General features: G+C 72.7%; 17 protein-coding genes and 1 pseudogene. 3 read left to right on the top strand and 15 right to left on the bottom strand.

The window, feature by feature from the left end; all coding sequences use genetic code 11:
• Positions 1-18: 18 nt before the first annotated feature.
• The 4 genes from AB0G13_RS20595 to AB0G13_RS20580 all read right to left on the bottom strand — a co-directional run bounded on the left by AB0G13_RS20595 (position 19) and on the right by AB0G13_RS20580 (position 7,221).
• A complete protein-coding gene (locus AB0G13_RS20595) occupies positions 19-1,071 on the bottom strand; it encodes a LacI family DNA-binding transcriptional regulator (RefSeq protein WP_357876436.1) in 1,053 nt (350 codons plus the stop codon).
• A gap of 334 nt (positions 1,072-1,405) precedes the next feature.
• Entirely contained in the window at positions 1,406-3,868 is a 2,463-nt protein-coding gene (locus AB0G13_RS20590) for a DUF4127 family protein (protein WP_357876434.1), read from the bottom strand.
• A 60-nt stretch (positions 3,869-3,928) separates the two neighbouring features.
• A complete protein-coding gene (locus tag AB0G13_RS20585) occupies positions 3,929-5,521 on the bottom strand; it encodes a hypothetical protein (RefSeq protein ID WP_357876432.1) in 1,593 nt (530 codons plus the stop codon).
• Positions 5,518-7,221 carry a DUF4127 family protein gene (locus AB0G13_RS20580; protein ID WP_357876430.1) on the bottom strand — a complete coding sequence of 568 codons (1,704 nt, stop codon included), beginning with the start codon at positions 7,219-7,221 and terminating at the stop codon, positions 5,518-5,520. The genes AB0G13_RS20585 and AB0G13_RS20580 overlap by 4 nt, the downstream gene beginning before the upstream one ends.
• A 188-nt stretch (positions 7,222-7,409) precedes the next feature.
• On the opposite strand from AB0G13_RS20580, the gene AB0G13_RS20575 reads away from it, so the two are divergent.
• Complete coding sequence (locus tag AB0G13_RS20575) at positions 7,410-8,474, top strand: LacI family DNA-binding transcriptional regulator (protein ID WP_357876428.1); 1,065 nt, start codon at positions 7,410-7,412, stop codon at positions 8,472-8,474.
• A 33-nt stretch (positions 8,475-8,507) separates the two neighbouring features.
• Positions 8,508-8,786, top strand: a complete 279-nt coding sequence (locus tag AB0G13_RS20570; RefSeq protein ID WP_357876426.1) for a hypothetical protein — start codon at positions 8,508-8,510, stop codon at positions 8,784-8,786.
• A gap of 16 nt (positions 8,787-8,802) precedes the next feature.
• Here the strand turns inward: AB0G13_RS20570 and AB0G13_RS20565 are convergent, their stop codons facing one another.
• The 9 genes from AB0G13_RS20565 to AB0G13_RS20525 form a co-directional block, all read right to left on the bottom strand.
• Positions 8,803-10,074, bottom strand: coding sequence for a glycoside hydrolase domain-containing protein (locus AB0G13_RS20565; protein WP_357876424.1), 1,272 nt, complete (start codon positions 10,072-10,074; stop codon positions 8,803-8,805).
• A 103-nt stretch (positions 10,075-10,177) separates the two neighbouring features.
• Positions 10,178-11,638 carry an SDR family NAD(P)-dependent oxidoreductase gene (locus AB0G13_RS20560; protein ID WP_357876422.1) on the bottom strand — a complete coding sequence of 487 codons (1,461 nt, stop codon included), beginning with the start codon at positions 11,636-11,638 and terminating at the stop codon, positions 10,178-10,180.
• Positions 11,639-11,890: 252 nt separating this feature from the next.
• Positions 11,891-12,931 (bottom strand): acyl-CoA desaturase, encoded by a 1,041-nt coding sequence (locus tag AB0G13_RS20555; RefSeq protein ID WP_357876420.1) that lies wholly within the window; start codon positions 12,929-12,931, stop codon positions 11,891-11,893.
• A gap of 93 nt (positions 12,932-13,024) precedes the next feature.
• On the bottom strand, positions 13,025-13,546 hold the full coding sequence (locus AB0G13_RS20550) for a DUF3618 domain-containing protein (protein ID WP_357876418.1): 522 nt from the start codon (positions 13,544-13,546) through the stop codon (positions 13,025-13,027).
• Complete coding sequence (locus AB0G13_RS20545; protein WP_357876416.1) at positions 13,546-13,983, bottom strand: phage holin family protein; 438 nt, start codon at positions 13,981-13,983, stop codon at positions 13,546-13,548. The genes AB0G13_RS20550 and AB0G13_RS20545 overlap by 1 nt, the downstream gene beginning before the upstream one ends.
• 685 nt (positions 13,984-14,668) lie before the next feature.
• Positions 14,669-15,190, bottom strand: coding sequence for a sigma-70 family RNA polymerase sigma factor (locus AB0G13_RS20540; protein WP_357876414.1), 522 nt, complete (start codon positions 15,188-15,190; stop codon positions 14,669-14,671).
• Positions 15,191-15,320: 130 nt separating this feature from the next.
• On the bottom strand, positions 15,321-15,611 hold the full coding sequence (locus AB0G13_RS20535; RefSeq protein WP_357876412.1) for a zinc ribbon domain-containing protein: 291 nt from the start codon (positions 15,609-15,611) through the stop codon (positions 15,321-15,323).
• Entirely contained in the window at positions 15,539-16,225 is a 687-nt protein-coding gene (locus tag AB0G13_RS20530) for an RNA-guided endonuclease TnpB family protein (protein ID WP_357876410.1), read from the bottom strand. The genes AB0G13_RS20535 and AB0G13_RS20530 overlap by 73 nt, the downstream gene beginning before the upstream one ends.
• Positions 16,222-16,359 (bottom strand): hypothetical protein, encoded by a 138-nt coding sequence (locus AB0G13_RS20525; protein WP_357876408.1) that lies wholly within the window; start codon positions 16,357-16,359, stop codon positions 16,222-16,224. Before AB0G13_RS20525 ends, AB0G13_RS20530 begins: the two co-directional genes overlap by 4 nt.
• A gap of 421 nt (positions 16,360-16,780) precedes the next feature.
• Here AB0G13_RS20525 and AB0G13_RS20520 point away from each other — a divergent pair, with 421 nt between their 5' ends.
• Positions 16,781-17,875, top strand: coding sequence for an ice-binding family protein (locus tag AB0G13_RS20520; RefSeq protein ID WP_357876406.1), 1,095 nt, complete (start codon positions 16,781-16,783; stop codon positions 17,873-17,875).
• Between the two features lie 151 nt (positions 17,876-18,026).
• On the opposite strand, the gene AB0G13_RS20515 is transcribed toward AB0G13_RS20520, so the two are convergent.
• Together AB0G13_RS20515 and AB0G13_RS20510 are read right to left on the bottom strand one after the other, a co-directional pair.
• The gene (locus AB0G13_RS20515; RefSeq protein WP_357876404.1) at positions 18,027-19,505 is read right to left on the bottom strand and encodes a glycoside hydrolase family 130 protein; all 1,479 of its coding nucleotides are present in this window, start codon (positions 19,503-19,505) and stop codon (positions 18,027-18,029) included.
• A pseudogene (locus AB0G13_RS20510) lies at positions 19,502-20,099 on the bottom strand (glycosyltransferase); the annotation flags it as partial. The pseudogene AB0G13_RS20510 and the gene AB0G13_RS20515, both read right to left, overlap by 4 nt.

Genomic DNA, 20,099 nt, shown 5'->3' with positions numbered 1-20,099 from the left:
GGCGTCGCCGACGCCGCCTCACCGGGCCCGGGCGGGCCCGCCCCGGCCGCTCGCGCGCTGCCCGTCGGGCCGGGGGAGGAACCGGGCCGAACTCTCGCGGACCCGCAGGGTCGTCCGCAGGGTGACGGTCGAGGAGGCCTTCGCGGGGTTGGCGATCCGCTCGGTGAGCAGCGACGCCGCGGCCCGCCCCAGGTCGTACGTGGGCTGGGCGACGGTGCTCAGCGAGGGCCGCACCAGGTGGGCCCAGGGGATGTCGTCGAACCCGACCACGCCGCACCGGCTGGGCACGGCGACGCCCCTGTCGACCAGGCACTCCACCGCCCCCACGGTCATCAGGTTGTTGGTGACGAAGACCGCGTCCGGCGGCTCGGCCGCGCTCAGCAGGGACGCCATGGCTTGGTAGCCGCCGCCCTCCCGGAAGTCGGCGTACCGGACCATGTCCTCCGGCGCGGTGCGACCGGACGCGCGCAGGGCCTGCTGGTATCCGCGTAGCCGCTGCACGGCGGTGGAGATCCGCCGCGGTCCCGTGATGCAGGCGATCCGGCGGTAGCCGCTGTCGATGAGGTGGGCGGTGGCCGTCTCGGCCCCGTGGACGTTGTCGACGAGCACGGTGTCGACGGCCACGCCGTGGGGCTGCCGGTCGATGGCCACGACCGGCATCCCGGCCTCGGTCAGCCGGTTGATCAGGGCGGGTCGTCCCGAGGGCGAGATGATCACGCCGGCCATCCGCTCGGCCAGGGCCGCGGTCACGTAGCGGGTCTCCTTGTCGGGATCCTCGTCGCCGTTGCAGAGGACCACGGAGAAGCCCGCCTCCTGCGCCACGTCCTCGATGCCGCGCACCAGCGAGGTGAAGAACGGGTTGCCGATGTCGGAGATGATCACCGCCCAGAGACTGGTGCGCTGCCGGCGCAGGCTGCGGGCCACCGCGTTGGGCCGGTAGTCCAGGTCGAGCATCGCCTGGCGCACCCGCGCCGCCAGGTCCGGATCCACGGACGAGTGCCCGTTGAGCACCCTGGACACCGTCGACGCCGAGACCTCGGCCATCCGAGCCACGTCATAGATGGTCGTCATGCGGTCGTCCCCTGTCGGTGTCTCGCGCCCGGTCCCGCACTGGACCACCGGAGGCGACCGCACGAGCACCACCGTCCGTTGCGGCCCACCATCCGTCAGTGGTCGGCCCTGAGATCCTATATGGCAGGGAATCGATTTCTCTCGGGCGTCCTGGCCGCGCGCCGGGCGGAGCGCCCCGTCGCCCCACCCGTCGCGCCCGGCGCTCCGCACGGCCGGCCCGGCGGCACGCGCACCGCCAGCCGGTCCGGTCACCGGGGGCGGGAAGCCACCCGGTGACCGGAGCTGGGCGACGCGGCGCCGTCGACGGCGGTCCGCCGGTTCGGCGGTGCCGGCGTCAGCCGCAGGAGGCGTCGCGGCAGGTCACCTCGATCTCGTAGAGCCGGGCCTGCCTGTCCCGGCTGGCGAGGACGTCGAGGCGGAGCGCGGTCGCGCGGACCGGCGCGAAGGTGTGCGTGGTGACCTGGGTCGTGTTCCCGGTGACCTCGCTGAGCACCTGCCAGGCGCCGTTGACCAGGCCGGAGATCCGGTACGAGGTCAGCTCGTACCCGCCGTACTGGTGCAGCCGCACGGTGTCGACCCGCTCCGCACCGGCGAACTCGACCTGTAGCCAGTGGCTGTCGGCCGGTTCGGTGATCCAGCGGCTACCGGAGCTGACCCGGTTGCCGTCGATCACGTGCGACGGCACGTACTGCCGCCACCAGCCCGAGGCGGTGGCCTCGGCGCCCGCGGAGGCCAGCGCCACGTTGCGCCACACGGCGGCGACGGTCGTGGTGGCGCTCGCGGCGAACTGGCGGGGCTGCTCCGGCTGCGTGCCGTGCGGGGCGTCGACGGTGACCGTGGCGCTCTGCTCCGCCGCGAGCTTGCGGACCCCCACGGTCAGCGGGACCTCCACCACCGCGAACGGCGCGAGCCGTACCTCGGTCGGCGCCGGGGCGACCCACCCCTCGGGGACGACGGCGCCGAGCTGTGCCGTCACCGGGGTGCCGACGTCGTTGCGCAGCACGGCGGTGATCCGGGTGTCCACGTCCGACTCCGGCCGGACCGTGGTCCGCAGGGGCAGGGCCGAGACGGTGAGCAGCGCACCGCGGTCGGCGGTGGCCGTGCTCAGCGCGAGCGTGGGGAAGGCCTCCAGCTCCTGGTAGCGCGACCAGGCCAGCGTCATCTGCCAGGACTCCAGCCGGTGCACGACCGCGGTCACCTCGTACCGGCCGTCGTTGCCCGCGCGGACCGGGGTGCCGGCGAACTCGTCGGCGAAGAGCTGGTCGGCCAGCGCCCTGGTCCGCTGCACCGCGAGCTGGTTGGCGCCCTCGAACACCTTCGTCATGTACTGCGGGTCGTCGCCGTTGTCCCGGGCGTACGCCTGGACCTGGCTGAGCACCTGGTTGCGGTAGACGTCGGTGTGGGCCAGCTCCTGCAGCGTCAACTCGACGTGCGCGGTGGCGGCACTGAGCAGGATCGCCTCGCGCGCCTTCTGGAAGGGGATCCCCTTCGCCTCGCCGGGGAAGCCCGGCAGGCGACCGGTCCGGCTCGCCTGCAACAGCGCCGCGCGGACCACCGACTGGGAGATCGACAGACCGATGTTCCAGCCGGACCACCCGGCCAGTTCGCCGAAGCGGACCCGGGGGGCGAGCAGCGCACGTAGCTCGCCGTCCACCTTTCCGGCCAGTGCGTCGTCGCCGACCGCGACGAGCCGGCCCCGGGCCACCGCGTCGTGGATCCGGTCGGCGAAGGGTTCCAGGTTTCCGCCCCCGGCGGTGTTCGCCATCAGCAGGATGTCGGCGTCGGGAGCGTCCGAGGGCCGGGCGCCGAGGGTACGCACGTACTCGTCGACCAGGGTGGCGTAGGGAACGTCCTGGTAGGGCGCCACCCACTGCTCGCCCGGGGTGCGGGACCACTCGACGTCGACCGTCGGGGCGGCGCCGAGCCGTTCGGTGACGTGCTTGGCCACCAGCAGCGCGCCGAGGATGTCCGCGCCCGGGTAGATCCTGACCCGGTCCTGGACCCCGAGTTGGGCCGTGAGCGCGGCCAGGCTGGCCTTCTCCAGGCGGTGTGGGCCGTGCTCGGTGGCGTCGTCCTGGCCGAGGATCAGGTAGTCGATGGTGCCGTCGGCGACCCGCTGGATCATGTCCCGGTTGATCTGGTGGTCCCGGGCCCGGGCGCAGAGGAAGTCCGCCTTGATCTCCTCGGGGATCTCGCTGGCGACCTGCTCGTACTCGGCCCGGCGTTCCTCCTGGCCGAGGTTCTCCACCTGGTCCATCAAGATGGCCCAGCGCCGGATCGGGCCGGAGTGGATGCCCGGGTAGCTGCTGGTCGGCTCGATGGTGAGGCGCATGATCACGTCGAACGCGTACAGGGGCTTGTCGGGGTTGCTCCGTTTCACCTCGTCCAGCACGGAGAGCCGCCGCCGGGCGTCGGCGAGGCTGGTCTGGCAGGTCCGGGAGGCGACCAGGCCGCCGTAGGCGAGCATCGGGGCCGCGACGACCGAGCCGTCCGCGTCGGCGGCGGCCTTGCGCCACCAGTCGCCGACCGCGTCGGCCTGGCCGTAGGTGAAGTACTCGCCGAGCAGGTCCTTCGGGGGTGTCAGCGCCTCGTGCCCGCCGGCCTCGGCGACGGCCACCGGCGTGTGCGCGGTGAACGGCCGGTCGTCCAGCGGTACGACGGCGAGCCGGCCCAGGTTGGTCGGCGCCGCGGCGGCTGCGGCCGGGGTGCCCGGCGGGGCGACCGCGAGGGTGAGGGTCACCGCGGTCGTGGTGATCAGGCTGAGGACGCGGGATGTCAGTCGTCTGTCGCGACGCATCGGTTCACTTTCGTCGTGGTGGTGGTGCACGGGGTCGTCGGTCGGCGCTCGGTGGCGCCGTCACCGGGTGCCGGCGTAGCCGACCGCCTTGAGGATGCCGAGGCCGTTGTGGGCGATCGGGAGGGTGCCCCGGGTGCCCTTGCAGAGGTGTTCGGTGGTGTCGCTGTCGCCGTCGAGGTCGTCGGCGTCCCGGGCGGGCAGGAACATCGCGGTCAGCGAACGGTCGAGCAGTGCGTAGAGCGCGTCCTGTCGGTCCGCCTGCTGCAACCGTTGGTAGCCCGCGGCGAACTTGGCCGGCACCACCTGTCTGCGCAGTTCGGCGAGGATGCCGAAGCCGACGATGTCGTAGTACTTCGCCTCGGCGTTCTCGTCGGGCGGGGTGAGGCGGAAGAAGCCACCGAAGGACAGGTGCGGGTCGTAGTCCCGTGCGTCACCCGACGGGGTCGGGCCCTGGTTGTCCGGCGGGTAGTACGGGTCCACGGCGCCGGCCGCGGTGTCGTCGACGCAGTCGAGCGGGTCACTGGCCGAGGCGGTGTGCCAGCCCGGGAGGCTGGTGTACGTGGTGTAGAGGCTCGTCACGGCGGCAGCCGCGGCACTGGCGCCGTGGAGCTGGCGCTCGTGGTCGTAGAGTCCGGCCAGCCCGTACTCGACCATGTCGGTGCCCAGGGTCCCGCCGGCGATCTGGCCGTTGGTGTAGGCACAGGAGCCCTTGCGGTGCCACCGGTTGTCGCGGCAGTCGGCGCTGTACGCGCTCTGCGCGACCACCCGGTTCTGGCTGGTGGCGGGGGAGGCGAAGTCGAAGGTGTACCAGTCCGCGCCGAGTTGGAGCCCCGTGCCGAGGAACTGCCGGGCGGCGGCGGCCGACTGGCCGTACCGGTCGTCCGGCGGCGCCACGGCCGTCTCCAGCCGTTGCAGGAACGCGATCGCGGTGAGGTTCCAGGTGGACATCGTCGAGTAGAGGTTGCTCCAGCTGGAGATCTGGTCGACGTAGCCGCCCGGCGGGGTGGTGGGCTGGCCGAGTCCGTCGACGAACGGATGCACGCCGTAGGCCTGGTAGTAGGCGCGCGGGTCCTGCATGCGCAGCAGGAACTCGCCGATGCCGGTGGCGGCGTCGAGGTAGGCGGAGGTGCCGGTCGCCTCGTGGGCGGCCAGCAGCGCCTCCCCGCACGCCGCGTTGCCGAACGAGGTGAAGTAGCGGATCTGGCCGTCCGGGGTGCTCGCGACCGCGTCGTCGAAGATCTTCGGCGCGTTCGGGTCCTTGGGCAGCCGGTGGGCGAGCACCGCGCTGGCGAACTCGTCGACGAGCCCGGTCTCCACGCTGGACAGCGACCGCTGCTCGTACGCCGCCCGCTGGTCGAGATAGACCGAGATGAACTGAAGCGAGGTGCAGGCGGCGGTGCTCTGCCGCGGCCCGCCGACGGTGCACGGACTCGCCGTGGTGCACGCCCGGCCGGCCATCACGAGCTGGTCGCCGTGGACGTGTTCGATGTCCCGGCGCAGCCCGTTGCGGACCCCGTCGTACGACGCCACGAGCCAGTCGAAGTAGCTGTCGACGAGGGGGACGGGAGCGGAGGCGGCGGCCGGAGCGGTCGGGACCGGCAGCGCGACGCCGACGACGAGCGCGGCCAGCAGCGCGGCCGCCCGCGCCCTCACCGTGGCCCCCCGTCCGGGGTCAGGACGATCCGCGGCTCGGCGGCGATCTCGCCGGTGCGGTTCCACGGCAGGTGGAGGTGCCAGGCGTCGAGCCGGTCCACGCGGGCCGTCACCGGCGCCCGGCCGTCGCTGCCCAGGGCGAGCGTGGCCCCGGCGAACTGCTCGGTGAACAGCTTCTCCGCGTGCGGGGTGGTGTTGTCGACCGCGTACGCGTTGATCTCGGGGAAGTGGGTGGCGATGTTCTGCGGGTCCGGCTCGCCCAGCGCGGAGGCGTAGGCGGTGGTGGCCGTGCGGACGTTGTTGCGGTACGAATCGGTCTGCACCAGCTCCGAGACGGACAGTTCGATGCTGGCTCGGGCCGCGTCGTGCAGGAGAGCCCGCCGTGCGGCCAGGACCGGCTCACCGACGGCGCCGGGCGCGCCGGGCGGCAGGTCACCGCGGACCGAGCGTTGCCGCAGCGCCCAGCGGGACGTCGCCTGGGCAAGGCTGATCCCCACGTTCCAGCCGGAGTAGCCGGCCAGCTCGACGTACCGGATCCGGCCGTTGAGCAGGGACAGCAGACGCCGGTCTGAGTGCCCGGCGATCGCGTCGTCGCCCAGGGCCACGGGGCGTCCGGCCCGGACGTGGGCGACCAGGCGGTCGGCGAACGGCGCCACCGACGCGGTACTGCCACCCGTGTTGGCCATCAGGACCAGGTCGGCCTGCTCCGGCCGGTCCACGACCGTCCCGCCGAGGATGTCGACGTAGCCCTGGACGAGCCGGGCGTACGGGATGTTCTGGTAGGGGGCGGTCCAGGCCTCGCCCGGCACCCGGGAGTACTCGACGCTCACCCGGGGTCGCACGTCGGCGTCCCGGACGGCGATCTTGGCGATGAGCAGGGCGGCCACCACGTCCGCACCCGGGTAGATCACCACCCGGTCGCCGACACCCAGCTCGGTGATGCGGGCGGCGAGTGCCTGGGACTCGGGTCGGTGCAGGCCGTGGCCGGTGGCGTCGTCCTGGCCCACCACGAGGAAGTCGAAGATCCCCTCGGCCGCCCATTCGATCATCGTCAGGTTGAGCCGGTGGTTGCGCGCCCGGGTGGCCAGGTAGTCGTTGCGCACGTCGGCCGGGATCTGGGACTCCAGCGCGTCGAGTTGCGGGCGCTTCTCCATCATGGCGAGGTTGTCGACCTCGTCCTTCACCGTGGCCCACGCCCGCAGCTCGTTGCGCCACGGCCCCTCGGGGGTGAGCCGCATGATGGTGTCGAAGGCGTAGAGCCGCCGGTGCGGGCGGCGCCGTCGGACGGCCCGTACCGCCGCCAGCCGGGCGGACGCCTCGGCCTCCGGTATCGAGCTGTTGCGGGAGTTGAGCAGTCCACCGTAGGCGAGCATCGGTAGGGCGACGACCAGCGCGTCCGCCTGGGTGGTGGACGAGGTGAGCCACTGGCCGACGGCGCGGCCGTCGCCGGGGGTGAAGTGCCGCCCCAGGGTCGCCCGGGGCGGCAGCAGGGTGTCGTAGCCGGCGCCGGTGGCGATCTGTTGCGGGGCGTACCAGGTGTAGGGCCGGTCGTCGAGCGGGACCAGGGCGATCTGGCCGAGCCGGGGCGTCTCCGGCCGGGCGTGCGCCGGGGAACCGAGGGCGGCGAGGCCGACGCCGGTGAGGCCGGCGAGGCCGGCTGCCCGGAGAAGGCCGCGGCGGGACAGGGCGTGATCAGGCATGTCGGCTCCTTGCGTTGCCGGGGGATGCGCTGAGTCTTGGATCAACAGGAACCCCGGGTCAAGACCGCCGGAGCCTGTAATACGTATTACTGGCTCCGGCCGCCCTTGACACCGGTTCTGCCGGCCGGGCAGCATCCACGGCAACAATCCTCGGCAATACGTGATGCTCCAGAAGGTGGCCGATATCCGTGTCCGCAGGGCGGGGCAGGCTGACGCAGCACGAGATCGCGCGGATGGCCGGAGTCAGCCAGACGACCGTGTCGCTCGTGCTCAACGACCGTTGTGAGGCGGCCTGGCGGATCGCCCCGGAGACTCGGGAACGGGTGCTGCGCGTCATCCGCGAGACGGGTTACGTCGCCGACCCGCTCGCCCGGCGGCTGCTGCAACAGCACAACCAGATCCTCGGCGTGTTCACCTACGAGTCGGTCTTCCCGAGCACCAGTGCGAACTTCTACCACCCGTTCCTGTCCGGCATCGAGGCGTGCGCGGAGAGCATCGGGTGCGACCTGCTGCTGTTCACCAGCGCCCCCGTGAGCGGCGGCAGCCGGCGGATCTTCCACGACAACAACCGCATCCGGCTCGCCGACGGATGCGTGCTGCTCGGTCGGGAGATCCCCCGCGACGAGCTGGCCAGGATGGTCGCCGGCGCCATGCCCTTCGTGTCCGTCGGTCGACGCGACGACGCCCACCTACCCTCCGGTGAGGGCGGTCCGGTGCCCTATGTCGGCGCGGACTACGCCCAGGCCACCGCCGCCCTCGTCCGCCGGGCCGTCGACCTCGGACACCGGGTGCTGGCGTACGTCGGCGTCGGTGCCGGCGCCGAGTCCGCCACCGACCGGCTCGCCGGCTTCACCGCCGCGGTCCGAGAGACCGGAGTGGACGGTCGACACGAGCCGGTCGGCGGCAGGACCGCGGCGGAACTGCTCGACGCGCTGCGCTCGACCGGGGTCACCGCCGTCTTCTGCGAGGAACTGGTCGAGGCGGCGGCGGTGGCCGAGGCGGCGCGGGCCCGGGGCCTGTCCGTGCCCGGCGACCTCTCCCTGGTGGCGCTCGGCGATCCCACCCGCCAGGCCGAGACCGACCTCGACTTCACCGGCTTCCACATCGCCCGCAGGGAGATGGGCTGGCAGGCGATCGAGGTGCTCGACGACATCCTGCACGGGCGGGACAGCGACCACCAACGGCTGCTGCCCTGCCAACTCGTCGAGGGCGAGACCCTCGGTGCCCCGAACCCGGCAACCGACCGTGCCTGACCACCTGAGCGCGCCGGGGCAGGGGCGCGGGGCGTGACGCCGGGCGGCGCGGACGACCTGTCGAGGGACACCGCCCGGACCATCGGGCTGGCGAGCCGGATCCTGCTCGCCTACTTCGACGACGACATGGGCCAGGTCGCGGCGCTGGTCAACCCCCGGCCGCAGGAGGCGGTCGAGGCGCTGATCGTCCTGGCGCAGTCGGCGATGGTGCGAGCCACCGGCGGGCCGGCGGAGGCGATGGCCACGCTGCGCGAGTTCGCCGTACGAGCCGAGATCGAGCTGGGCGAGAACTACCCGGATGGACGGCGTTGACGAAGCAGGCGTCAGGTCACGCCCGGGTGATCCGCACCGCGTCGGCGACCACGTAGCCGCTGCCGCCGGTCCAGCGACTCACCCCGACCTTGTTGCCGTCGCCGGCCGCGAGCGTGAACACGCCGATCGACACCCACCGCCCGCCGTTGACGCGCTGGTCGACCGAGACCGACTGGTTGCCCGTGGCGGTGGCGACGAGGTAGGGCGTCTGGCTGTTGTATCCGGGGTCGGCGGGGTACCAGACCGAGATCTCGTAGCTCCCCGTCTCCGGGACGTCCGCCCGGTACCAGGCGACGTCGCTGGCCGACGTCGGGCTCGCGAAGCGGTAGTCCGTGCCGTACCGGCTGCTGGAGTACGCCGACGTGCTCCAGTTGGCGCTCGCCGTGAACCGGCCGGACGTGGTGTTGTCGACGGTGGTGCTCCACTGCTGCGGAGGCGGCTGCTGGGACGTGCTCACGTCCAGGTAGTTGCGGTCGATCTTCATCGTCACGCCGCCCCAGGTCTCCGTCACGTCCCCGGCGTACTGGTGCAGGCGCTGGTGGTTCGCGTAGTACGCGTCGGAGCAGTAGCTGCCGGCGTCGGTGTCGGCCACACCGTTCCACCAGGCGATCCAGATCTGGTCCAGCCTGGTGTAGCTCGGGTTGTGGTACTCCAGGCAGACGTCCCTGATGCCGGAGGATCCGCTGGAGTACATGCCGGCCAGGTAGCCCCGGGTGTGCAGTTGTTCGACCCACCCCGACAGGAACGACAGCACCGCCGCGCGGCACGCCGTGGTCGTCGGGTAGTGCTCGATGTCGTTGTAGATGGTGCTGCCGGCTCCGATGCCCAGCGCCCGCGCGGCGTTGGCGGCGCTGTCGGCGGCGGTGCGGCCCTGCGACCGCGCGGTGCCGGGATCACCCGACATCTTCGGCGCGCGGGTGCCGCAGGGCGCCTGGTAGCCGAGCTCGATGGGGATCAGCCGCCAACCGTTGGCGGTCTGGTTGGTGACCCAGGTCGCGGTCAGGTTGGGCTGCGCGCACGAGCGGCTGGCGCCGCTGATGTAAATGCCCACCGCGCGGTACGGCGAGCTGGCGCGCCACGCGTTCATCGCCGACTGCGACGGGGCGGCGCAGGTGTCGAACCCCTTACCGACGAAGGTGCCGGGCTGCGGACCGACGGCCGACACCGCCACGGACTGCGGCTGCGGCTGGGGGGCCGGCGCCGACTCGGCCACGGCCGCCGAGCCGAGCGCGATGGTGAGCCCCGCCGCGGTGGCGAGGCCCATCAGCCATGTGGTGGTCCTTCTCATCCCGGTCTCCCTCGAAGGATTTCTTGCACGAGGTTGAAGTCAGTGAAGAACTTTTACACACGCATCGAAGGTTGGCAATAGCGGCGAATGGGTGAACGCGCCATTACCAGGCGCAGGGCGCGTAGTCCTTGAGGAAGCAGCCGTACAGGTCCTCGCCCTGCTCGCCGCGGACGATCGGGTCGTACACCCGGGCCGCGCCGTCGACCAGGTCTAGCGGGGCGTGGAAGCCGGCATCCGCCAGCCGCATCTTCGTCGGGTGGGGCCGCTCGTCGGTGATCCAGCCGGTGTCGACGCTGGTCATCAGGATGCCGTCGGTCAGCATCTCCTGGGCGCTGGTGCGGGTCAGCATGTTCAGCGCGGCCTTGGCCATGTTGGTGTGCGGGTGCCCCGGCCCCTTGTAGCCGCGCCCGAACTGGCCCTCCATCGCCGACACGTTCACCACGTACTTACGGCGGGCCCTCGCTGCGGCCATCGCCGGGCGCAACCGGCTGACCAGCACGAACGGCGCCGTCACGTTGCACAGTTGCACTTCCAGCAACTCCACCGGGTCCACCTCGTGCACGCGCTGCACCCAGCTGTTGACCGGGTCGAGGTCGGGCACCAGCCCGCCGGCGTCGATGGCGGTGGCTGCCGCGATCCGTTCCGGCGAGGCGGATCCGCTGGTCAGCGCGAGCGCGGTGAGCGCGTGCGGGGTGAGCGCGGTCGACTCCGGCGAGGCGGTGAGGCTGCCGGCCGCGTCGCCCCGGCCGGCCGGGTTGGCGAACGTGACGATCTCCGGCAGGGGGCCGTCCGGCAGGGCCGCCGCCTCGGCGGCGACGAGCTGCGCGTACGCCCCGGGCGTGCGACGGACGGTCTGCGCCGCGTTGTTGATCAGGATGTCCAGCGGTCCCTGGTCGCTGACCGAGTCGGCGAGCGCGATCACCTGGGCGGGGTCGCGCAGGTCGATACCGACGATCCGCAGGCGGTGCAGCCAGTCCCCGCTGTCCGGCATCGCCGCGAACCGGCGGACCGCGTCGTGCGGGAACCGCGTGGTCACCGTGGTGTGCGCGCCGTCGCGCAGCAGCCGCAGCGCGATGTACATGCCGATCTTCGCCCGGCCGCCGGTGAGCAGCGCCCGCCGGCCGGTCAGGTCGGTGCGGGCGTCCCGGCGCTCCCGGTTGAGCGCGGCGCAGGGCGGGCAGAGCTGGTGGTAGAAGGCGTCCACCTCCCGGTAGCGCTGCTTGCAGACGTAGCAGCCGCGCGGGTTGTGCAGGAAGCCGGCCGTGGTTCCCTCGGTGGGGGAGGCGAGCGGGATCCCCTGGGTCTCGTCGTCGATCCGGCCCGGTGCGCCCGTGGCGGTGGCCGCCGTGACCGCACGGTCCGCCGCCGCGATCGCGTCCCGCCGCTCCTCGCGCCGGCGCTGCTTGATCACCTTGTAGAGCCGCGCGGTGGCCCGCTGCACCCGCACCACGTCGGGGTGGTCGGGGGGCAGGTTCTCCAACGCCTCGAAGACGCTGAGGCAGGCCTCCAGCTGGCTCCGGTCGATGCCCTCGTGGCTGTTTTCCGTAGTTTTGTCCGCTGCCATGCCGTCGCTGTCTCGTCCCGTTTCCCGCGCCAGTTCTTCCCGGCCCATGCCAAGTCCGACCCGGAACTGTACGCACCGCACGGGCGCCGGCGCATCCCGCGCCCGCCGACGAGCCGGGGCCCACCTCGGAACCTGGCCCGCGGGAGCGCCCGGTGGGCTCGTGACCCGCCCGACGGGGGCGCGACGAGAAGGGGCGGCGACGTTCGGCCGAGGCGGGATCCGGCCGCCCGTCGCGCGGCGGCCGGTCGCGCCTCAGCTCAGGCCGGCGTCGTCGGCCGACGCCCGGCCGACCGCGTGCAGGTGCCTCAGCACCTGCGCCCACGACCTCGTCAGGGTGGTCTCGTGGTAGGGGATGTCGTGTTCGGCGCAGAACCGGCGGACCAGCGGCCGGGCGCGCCGGAGGTTGGGCCGCGGCATGCTCGGGAAGAGGTGGTGTTCGATCTGATAGTTCAGGCCGCCGAGGAGGGCGTCGAGGAACCAGCCGCCGCGCACGTTGCGGGAGGTGAGGACCTGGCGTCGGAGGTAGTCGAGCCGGTCGTCGGCGGCGAGGATCGGCATGCCCTTGTGGTTGGGGGCGAAGGCGCTGCCGAGGTAGAGGCCGAGCAGGCCCTGGTTGACGAGGACGAACGCGACGGCCTGCGGCGGGCTCAGGACGAGGAACACGGCACCGAGGTACCCGACGGTGTGCAGGGCCAGCAGCGCGGCCTCCGCGGGGCGCCGCCGGAGCCGACGCGCGCCGACGACGGCCTTGACGCTGTTCGCGTGCAGGTGCAGGCCCTCCAGCAGCAGCAGCGGAAAGAAGAGGTACGCCTGGTACCGGACCACCAGTGCGCCCGGTCCGCGCTGATCCCGCGCCTGCCCCCGGGTGAACGACAACGGCCTGACGACGATGTCCGGGTCGTGACCCTCGGTGTTCGGGTGCGCATGGTGGCGGTTGTGCTTGTCCACCCACCAGCTGTAGCTGAGGCCGATCAGAAGGTTGCCGTGGACCAGACCGACCAGGTCGTTGGCGCGACGGGTACGGAAGATCTGGCGGTGACCGGCGTCGTGACCGATGAACCCGGCCTGCGCGAAGACCACCGCGAGGACGGCCGCGACGCCCAGCTGCCACCACGATTCACCGAGCCACCCGAACAGCGCCCAGGCGCCGACGTAGCACCCGCCGAGGACGCCGATGCGCAGCGCGTAGTAGCCGCGCCGCCGATCGAGCAGGCCCGCCCGCCGGATCAGGCGTGACAGTTCCGCGTACTGGCTGCCGCCGTGACGTCGGGTGTCGAGGGTCGCATCGTTCATGGTCGCGGCTCCGTGCACGTGGCGGTTCTCGGCCTGTCGACGACGTCGAACAGGTGGTCCTTCAAGACGAGCGAGGTGAACGGCGAGCGTGCGTCAGCATCGACGGCGCGCAGCGCCACGCCGGCCCAGCTTCTGCTGACGCATCGTCACGACGAGGCCCACGACGGCAGCGGCGACGACGATCAGCGCGGGGCGGTGGCGGGCGGCCGACCGAATCCCGACCAGCCGGTTGCGCAGCGCGCGGGCGGCGGCGGGCCCGCTCCCGGCCGCCGATCCGGTGGGGACGCTGCCGCGCAGGGCCGCCAGCCCCTCTGCCGCGCCGTCGCGCAGGGCGGCCCGGCGTCGCCGCGCGGCACGGGCCATCGCGTCGAGCTTCGTACCGCCGTTTCCTGGGCGGGTCGTCCGGACCGCCTGTGCCGTCCTCTCCCGCACCGCCTGAGCCGAGCCGGTCAGGCGTTGTCGGGCGCGACCTCCGATGTCGAGGGCCCTGTTCCGGCCCCGGGCCCGCACGTTGGTCCTGGCCGCCAGGGCCTGCACCGTGGCACCGAGTTCCGCCCGGGTCGCCTCGATGTCCGCACGGGTGCGGTCCGGGTCGCTGCTCTCGTTCGGGGTCATCACCCTCGTCCCTCCTTGGCGGCCTGCCGCACCGACTCCACGTCTGCGCGCACGCTGTGCAGCGTCGACTCCGGCGTGACGGGCATCGTCTGCTTCACCTGCTTCTTCCCGAACAGCGCGAGCAGCGCGGCCACGGCGAAGAGAACCACCGCGACGACCAGCGCGGCCACCCACGCCGGCATGAGCTCGGCGAGGACCAGGACGAGCGCGGCGACGAGCGCCCCCGCCCCCAACAGCGCCATCCCGCCCGCGCCACCGACCATCGCGGCGCCGGAGCCGGCGCGTCTGCCCTTGGCGGTCAGTTCCGCCCGGGCCAGTGCCAGTTCCTCCCGCACCAGCCGGGTGATCTGGTCCGTCGCACGCTGCACGAGTTCGGCGACCGTGACCTCCTCCCGTGGCCCGTGGGCCGCCCGGGTGTCGCTGGGCGGGTCACTCATCCGCCCTCACCTCCGAAGGCACTCATCCGCCCTCACCTGCGAAAGACGGAGTCGGCACCTCGCGCCGGGGCACGCCCGTCCGAGGCCGTCGGGTGGGCGCCGCCTGGTCACGCCGGGCAGGGACGTTCCTGCCCGGTTGCGGGCGGCGCTCCCCGTCCTCACCGCGCCGCGGCTGCCGGTGACGCCGTCTGCTTGTCCCGGCCGGCCGCGCCGCCGGGGACCGGTACCCCGCCTGTGCCCGCGTCGGCGAACGCGCTGTCCCGCACGGCGGGAAGATCACCGGCGGCCGCGTCACCTCCGGCGCGGCGACGGCGGGCTCGTACGACGGCTGCCGCCGCCACCACCGCTGCCAGGGACATCGCTGCCGCCTGCAGCAGCGGCACCCTCCTGCTACGTCGACGCCTCATGCCGCACTACCCCTCTCAGTTCCAAGTCCGACCTTCTTCCCATCGTGGGGACACCACAGCGGCGGTGAGGGGCGATTCGGCGCATTCGACACGGTTGGGTCATGCGGACGCGAACTTGTTGGAAGCGCGCGCCGCGCGGGCGCGATCCCGGGCGGATCCGCTGTGGGCGCGGCTCACGCTGCCGACGCCGGACGTCGTCGGGGTCGGCCCACGGTGCCCGGGGTCCTGCTACGCACTCTCGGCGGAAGACGCGCAGCCTCCGCCGCGACGGCAGACGGTCAGCTCGGCATGCCGGCCCTGAGCCGGGCAAGGGACTGCTTCAGCAGCCGCGAGACGTGCATCTGCGACAATCCGCACCGCTCGGCGATCGACTGCTGGGTCAGCTGGCCGTGGAACCGCATCGTGAGGATCCGACGCTCCCGCGGGGGGAGGTCGGCCAGGAGCGACCGAAGCACGAGGTGATCGTCCACCCGGGCGAAACCGGGATCGACGGTCCCGATGAGCGCGAGGGTCCCGAGGTCGTCGGTGTCGTGCCGCGGCGCGTCGAGAGACATCAGCCGGTAGGCCTGCGCCGCGAGGGCGGCGGCCTGGATCTCCTCGACGCCCACCTCCAGGTGGTCGGCGAACTCCGCGGCGCTCGGGTGGTGGCCCCGCGACTGCATCAACTCCGTCGTGACGGCGCGCATCCTGCCGTTCAGCTCCTGGATCCGGCGCGGTACCCGCATGGCCCAGGTGGTGTCCCGAAAATGCCGACGGAGCGCACCGAGGATGCTCGGGACCGCGTACCCGGAGAACGGCACACCCCGCTAATCGTCGCGGTGCAGTGCGGCGAGTCGGCGCAACAACTGTTCGCGACTGCCCGGTACGTCGAGCAGCCGGGGACGGGACACGGTCGGGGTGGGCATGACCATCGTGGAACGCCGTTACCTTTCAGTGCGCTCTAGTGAGCACGCGATCAGCAGTCCTACCTTGCGGTGGGACGGTCCCGGTCTGACCGGCGGATGCCGTGCCGGGTTCACGCTTCACGGCCACCTGCCCGGGTACGCGGGTCTTACGGTCGGCTCCACGTGCTGCCACCGGGCCACTCCCGGCGGGGTCGAACTCGGCCGCGAGGGCGGCTAGGTTCAGCGCGGCGTTGCGGTCGCGGTTCATGACCAGGCCGCACGCCTGGCAGTGGTACTGGCGCTCGGCAGGGCGAGCTTGGCTTTCGCCGCGCCGCAATCCGAGCAAGTCTTCGAGGACGGAAACCAGCGGTCGGCGATGATCAGTCGTGCGCCGTTCCACTGGGTCTTGTAGGTGAGCTGGCGGCGGATTTCGGCGAATCCGGCGTCGGTGATGTGCCGGGCCAGCCTGCGGTTGGCGAGCATGCCGGTGACGTTGAGGTCTTCGACCACGATTGTGCCGTGCTCGCGGGCGAGTCGGGTGGTGAGCTTGTGCATGCCGTCTCGGCGTAGATTCGCGACGCGGGCGTGGGCGCGGCCGAGGCGGGCAGCGGCGCGTTCCCACCGTTTCGAGGGCCGTCGTCCGATACGCCGGTCCGGACCCTGCTTGCGCGACAGCGCCCGGCCCAGCGTCCGCAGCCAGGCCTGCGCGACGCTCAGGTGGCGCGGATTGTCGACTAGTTCGCCGGTGGACAGCACCGCGAGGTGCGTGATCCCGACGTCCACACCGACCACGCTGTCGGGTCGGGCCGGCGTTCGCTCGCACCGTTCAACCTCGACGCAGAAGGCGACGTGCCACCGGCCGCCGTCACGGCGGACCGTGGCGGACATGATCCGGGCGCTGCCTGCTTCGAGGCGGCGGGCGAGCTTTCGGGCCGACTCGTGCGGCTTCAACCGTCCCAGCCGGGGCAGCACCACATGCGGCGGTAGAAGCGGCCGAAGGCAGCCGGATCCCGGTCCGCGATCCGCCTGACGAGATCGTCGACGGACTCGGGGCCCGGGACGACGTAGCCGGTGGGGCCAGGCATCCGATGCTCCTGGTGTTGTGCCTGCGGTTCGGGGCACCACCAGGGACCGGGGCGGCTGCTACGTGCCTCACCCTACGGCACGGCCCTGCCGCGGAGCGGATCGCGCGGCCGCCGTTCCCTGTCGGCTGCGAGATGCCGGGGTCCTCACGACAGGGTGTCGGGCACGGGCCTGGTCGACGTGAGGGTCGTTCCGAGAATTCAGATCTGGCGTGGCTCGGGCGGTCGGAATCCTGCCGGTCGACGGGCGAGAATTTCGGAAGTAGGGGCACATTATGGGCTTGCATGTGTAAAAGTCCGATTACCTATATTTGTACGTGTGTGACTCCGGCCCCCGCAGTCGCGACAGCGCCGGCCGGAGACGCACCATGAGAGGGCCACAATCGTGACAGTCACCCGAACCCGTCATCTTCGGCGCGCGGCAATGCCGGCGCTCGCAGCCGTCGCGGCCGCCACCACGGCCGTCGCTGTGCTGATCGTCAGTGGCACCGGCGCCAGCGCGGCCGAGGCTCCGGTCGGCCTGGGGACCGCGGCGAACTTCTCCGTACTGGCCGGCTCGGAGGTGACCAACACCGGTCCGACCATCCTGGAGCAGAGCCTCGGTGTCCACCCCGGCAGCCAAGCGACCGGCTTCCCGCCGGGCGCCGTCGCCGGCGAGATCCACCTCGCCGACGGCGTCGCCCTGCAGGCCAAGAACGACCTGACCACCGCGTACAACGACGCCGCGGGTCGGACTCCCTTCATCAACCGGCCGTCGGAACTCGGCGGCGCCACGCTGATCCCCGGGGTGTACCGGATCGGCGCCGCGCAACTGACCGGCCAGTTGACGCTCAACAGTCAGAACGACCCGGCGGCGGTGTTCATCTTCCAGATCGCCTCCACCCTGGTCACCGCCGCGAACAGCAGCGTCGTGTTCATCAACGGCGCCTCGCCCTGCAACGTCTACTGGCAGGTGGGCAGCTCGGCGACGCTCGGCACCGGCACCCGGTTCGTGGGCAACATCCTGGCCCAGACCTCGATCACCATGAACACCGGCGCGACCCTGCAGGGCCGGGCCCTGGCCCAGACCGGCGCCGTCACCCTCGACACCAACACCATCAACACCCCCGCCTGCCTGCAGCCGACAGGAAGCCCGACCACCACCCCCACGGGCACTCCGACCGGCCAACCCACCGGCACCCCGACGGGCACCCCGACCGGTACTCCGACGGGCACTCCGACCGGTCAGCCCACGGGCACCCCGACCGGTACCCCCACGGGCACCCCGACCGGTACTCCGACGGGCACCCCGACGGGCACTCCGACCGGTCAGCCCACCGGGAGCCCCACCGGCTCGCCGACGGGTCAGCCCACGCGGACGCCGACCGGTGTCCCGACCCCGAGCCGGACGCAGCTGCCGGTGACCGGTGCCAGCGGCGGTGGTGCGCTCGTACCCGTCCTGACCGGCCTCGGCAGCCTCGCCGTCGCCACCGGCGCTAGCCTTCTCTTCCTCTACCGCCGCAGGAACTCCGAGTCCTGACCGGGCAGACCCCGGCGGCCGCTCACCGGCCGCCGGGGTCGGCACGGCTCAACCAGATGGGTCCGACACCGACGCGCACCGTCCTGACCCGCCTCTCTCGACAACGGGCGTGAGACCGGCCGGCCGGCGGTGCGCGCCGGCCGCTCGGCACTCACCCGGACCGCTGCCCGACCATCGCCTCGACGAGCGCGTCGAGGGGTACGGTCGCGAAGCCGACCCGGGCGTCGCTGGCCCCGTACGGCAGCCAGAGCAGGTCGTCGTGGAGCAGACCGCCGCAGGAGTAGACGACGTTGGGCACGTACCCTTCGCGCTCGGTGTCGTCGGGGGCCAGCAGCGCCCCGGGCAGCTCGGCGATCACCCGCTCCGGGCGGTGCAGGTCGAGCAGCAGGGCCCCGATGGCGTAGCGGCGCATCGGACCGACGCCGTGGGTGAGCACCAACCAGCCCACCTCGGTCTCGATGGGCGATCCGCAGTTGCCGACCTGGATCAACTCCCAGCTGCGGCGCGGCCCGTGCAGCGGCACCGGGGCCTGCCAGGTCTGGTCGTCAGCCAGGGCGGTCAGGCCGATGGTCTCGCCGTCGGAGCGGCAGAGCGCCAGGTGCCGGCCGTCGACGGTGCGGGGGAAGAGCGCCATGCCCTTGTTCCGGGCACCCGGTCCGCGCATCGGGTCGATCCGGAACCGGCTCAGATCGTCGCTGGTCAACCTCCGGGCGGCGATGCGTCGACCGTCGTAGGCGGTGTACGTCGCCTGGTAGGTCGCGGCGCCGGCGTCGTCCACGAACCCGACGAACCGGGCGTCCTCCATGCCGTTGCTCTCCGCCGCCGTGGCCGGCCAGAGCACCCGCTCGTGCAGGAGGGTGTCGGCCGGGAAGGCGACGGCGTAGCTGGCCGCGGAGATCCGGCGCAGCTGTTCCAGCGTGTCCGGGGTGGTGTGGCGGTAGAACAGATCGGGTGGCAGAGCGGCCAGTACCCGTTCGAAGCCGGCCTCGTCGTACCGCTCCGGCAGGGCGGCCAGCACGGCCGCGCAGACCTCGTTGTCCCAGCCCTCCTCGCGCAGCCCGGCGGCGAGCAGGTCCCGTCGGTGCCGCACGTGGCCGCGCCGGCCGCTCACCAGCGGTCCCGACCGCCCCCGCACGGCGAGGCGGCTCCCGGGCCCCAGCACTGCGCTGGCGAACCCGATGGAGGAGAGGTGCCCCTCACCGATCTGGCGCAGGCTGAGCGCCACCCGCAGCTGCCCCGGTCGCAGCGCCGACTGGTCGGGGTGGGCCACCATGGACGGGTTGCACAGCGCCGCGGCCTCGACGGCGTACTCGTGGCTGAAATAGGCGCCCACGAGCAGCCGCGCGGTGGGGGAGAGCTGCCGGGTGCGGGCGACCCGGTGCCGGACGAGTTCGTAGTGGTGCCGGAAGGTGCCTTCCAGGTCGCGGTGCCGGCCGCCGAAGTCGTGCAGCGTCCGCCGGAGCAGGGTCTGCGTCTCGTCGGCGTCGAGGCCCGCGATCCGGTCGACGAGATCGCGCGCGCGGGTGTGCGCCACCGCGGCGTCCTCACCCGGGACGAAGAGCTTGACGACGACCCGCCGGGGGTCGGGAGCGAGGGTGAGGCTCTGGCGGGTGGCCAGGATCCCGGTCACGACCACTGCCGGGCGTGCTGCAGGGTGGAGATCAGCGCCAGGGTCGACTCGGCGCCCTGGTTGAAGTTGGGGCCGTGCGGGGTGAGCCCGTCGTAGCCGCCGCCGGTCGCCGGGTCCCACATGGCCATGCCGAGGTCGTTGTCCCCCAGGAACCATCCGACGGCCCGCCCGAGCCCGATCTTCCAGGCCGGGTCGCCGGTGATCGCGGCGGCGGTCGCGCACGCGTCGGCGAGGGCGGCGACCTCGATCGGTTGCTGGTCGTGGCGGGGACGAGCGCCGTCGCGCCGCCAGCCGCCGACGGGCACGACCGAGAGCCGCCCGTCGCGCACCTGCAGCTCGCACAGCCAGGTCAGCATCCGCAGCCCGTCGGCGAGCAGTGGGGCGTTGCCGCGCAGCTGACCGGCGGCGATGACGACCTCCGCGAGCGCGGCGCTGGCGTAGCTGAGCCGCTCCCGCGGCCACGGCCAGCGCGGATCGGGGCCGCCGGGACCGACGACGCCGGCGGCGTCGTCGAGCAGCGCCCCCGCGGCGGCGTGCCCCGGATGGCGGCGCAGCACCTCGGCGGCGCCCAGCCCGGCGAAGGCCATGGCGTGC

The sequence above is a fragment of the Micromonospora sp. NPDC023633 genome (assembly GCF_040640035.1).
GTDB lineage: Bacteria > Actinomycetota > Actinomycetes > Mycobacteriales > Micromonosporaceae > Micromonospora.
This window is presented reverse-complemented; position numbering and strand designations above follow the sequence as displayed.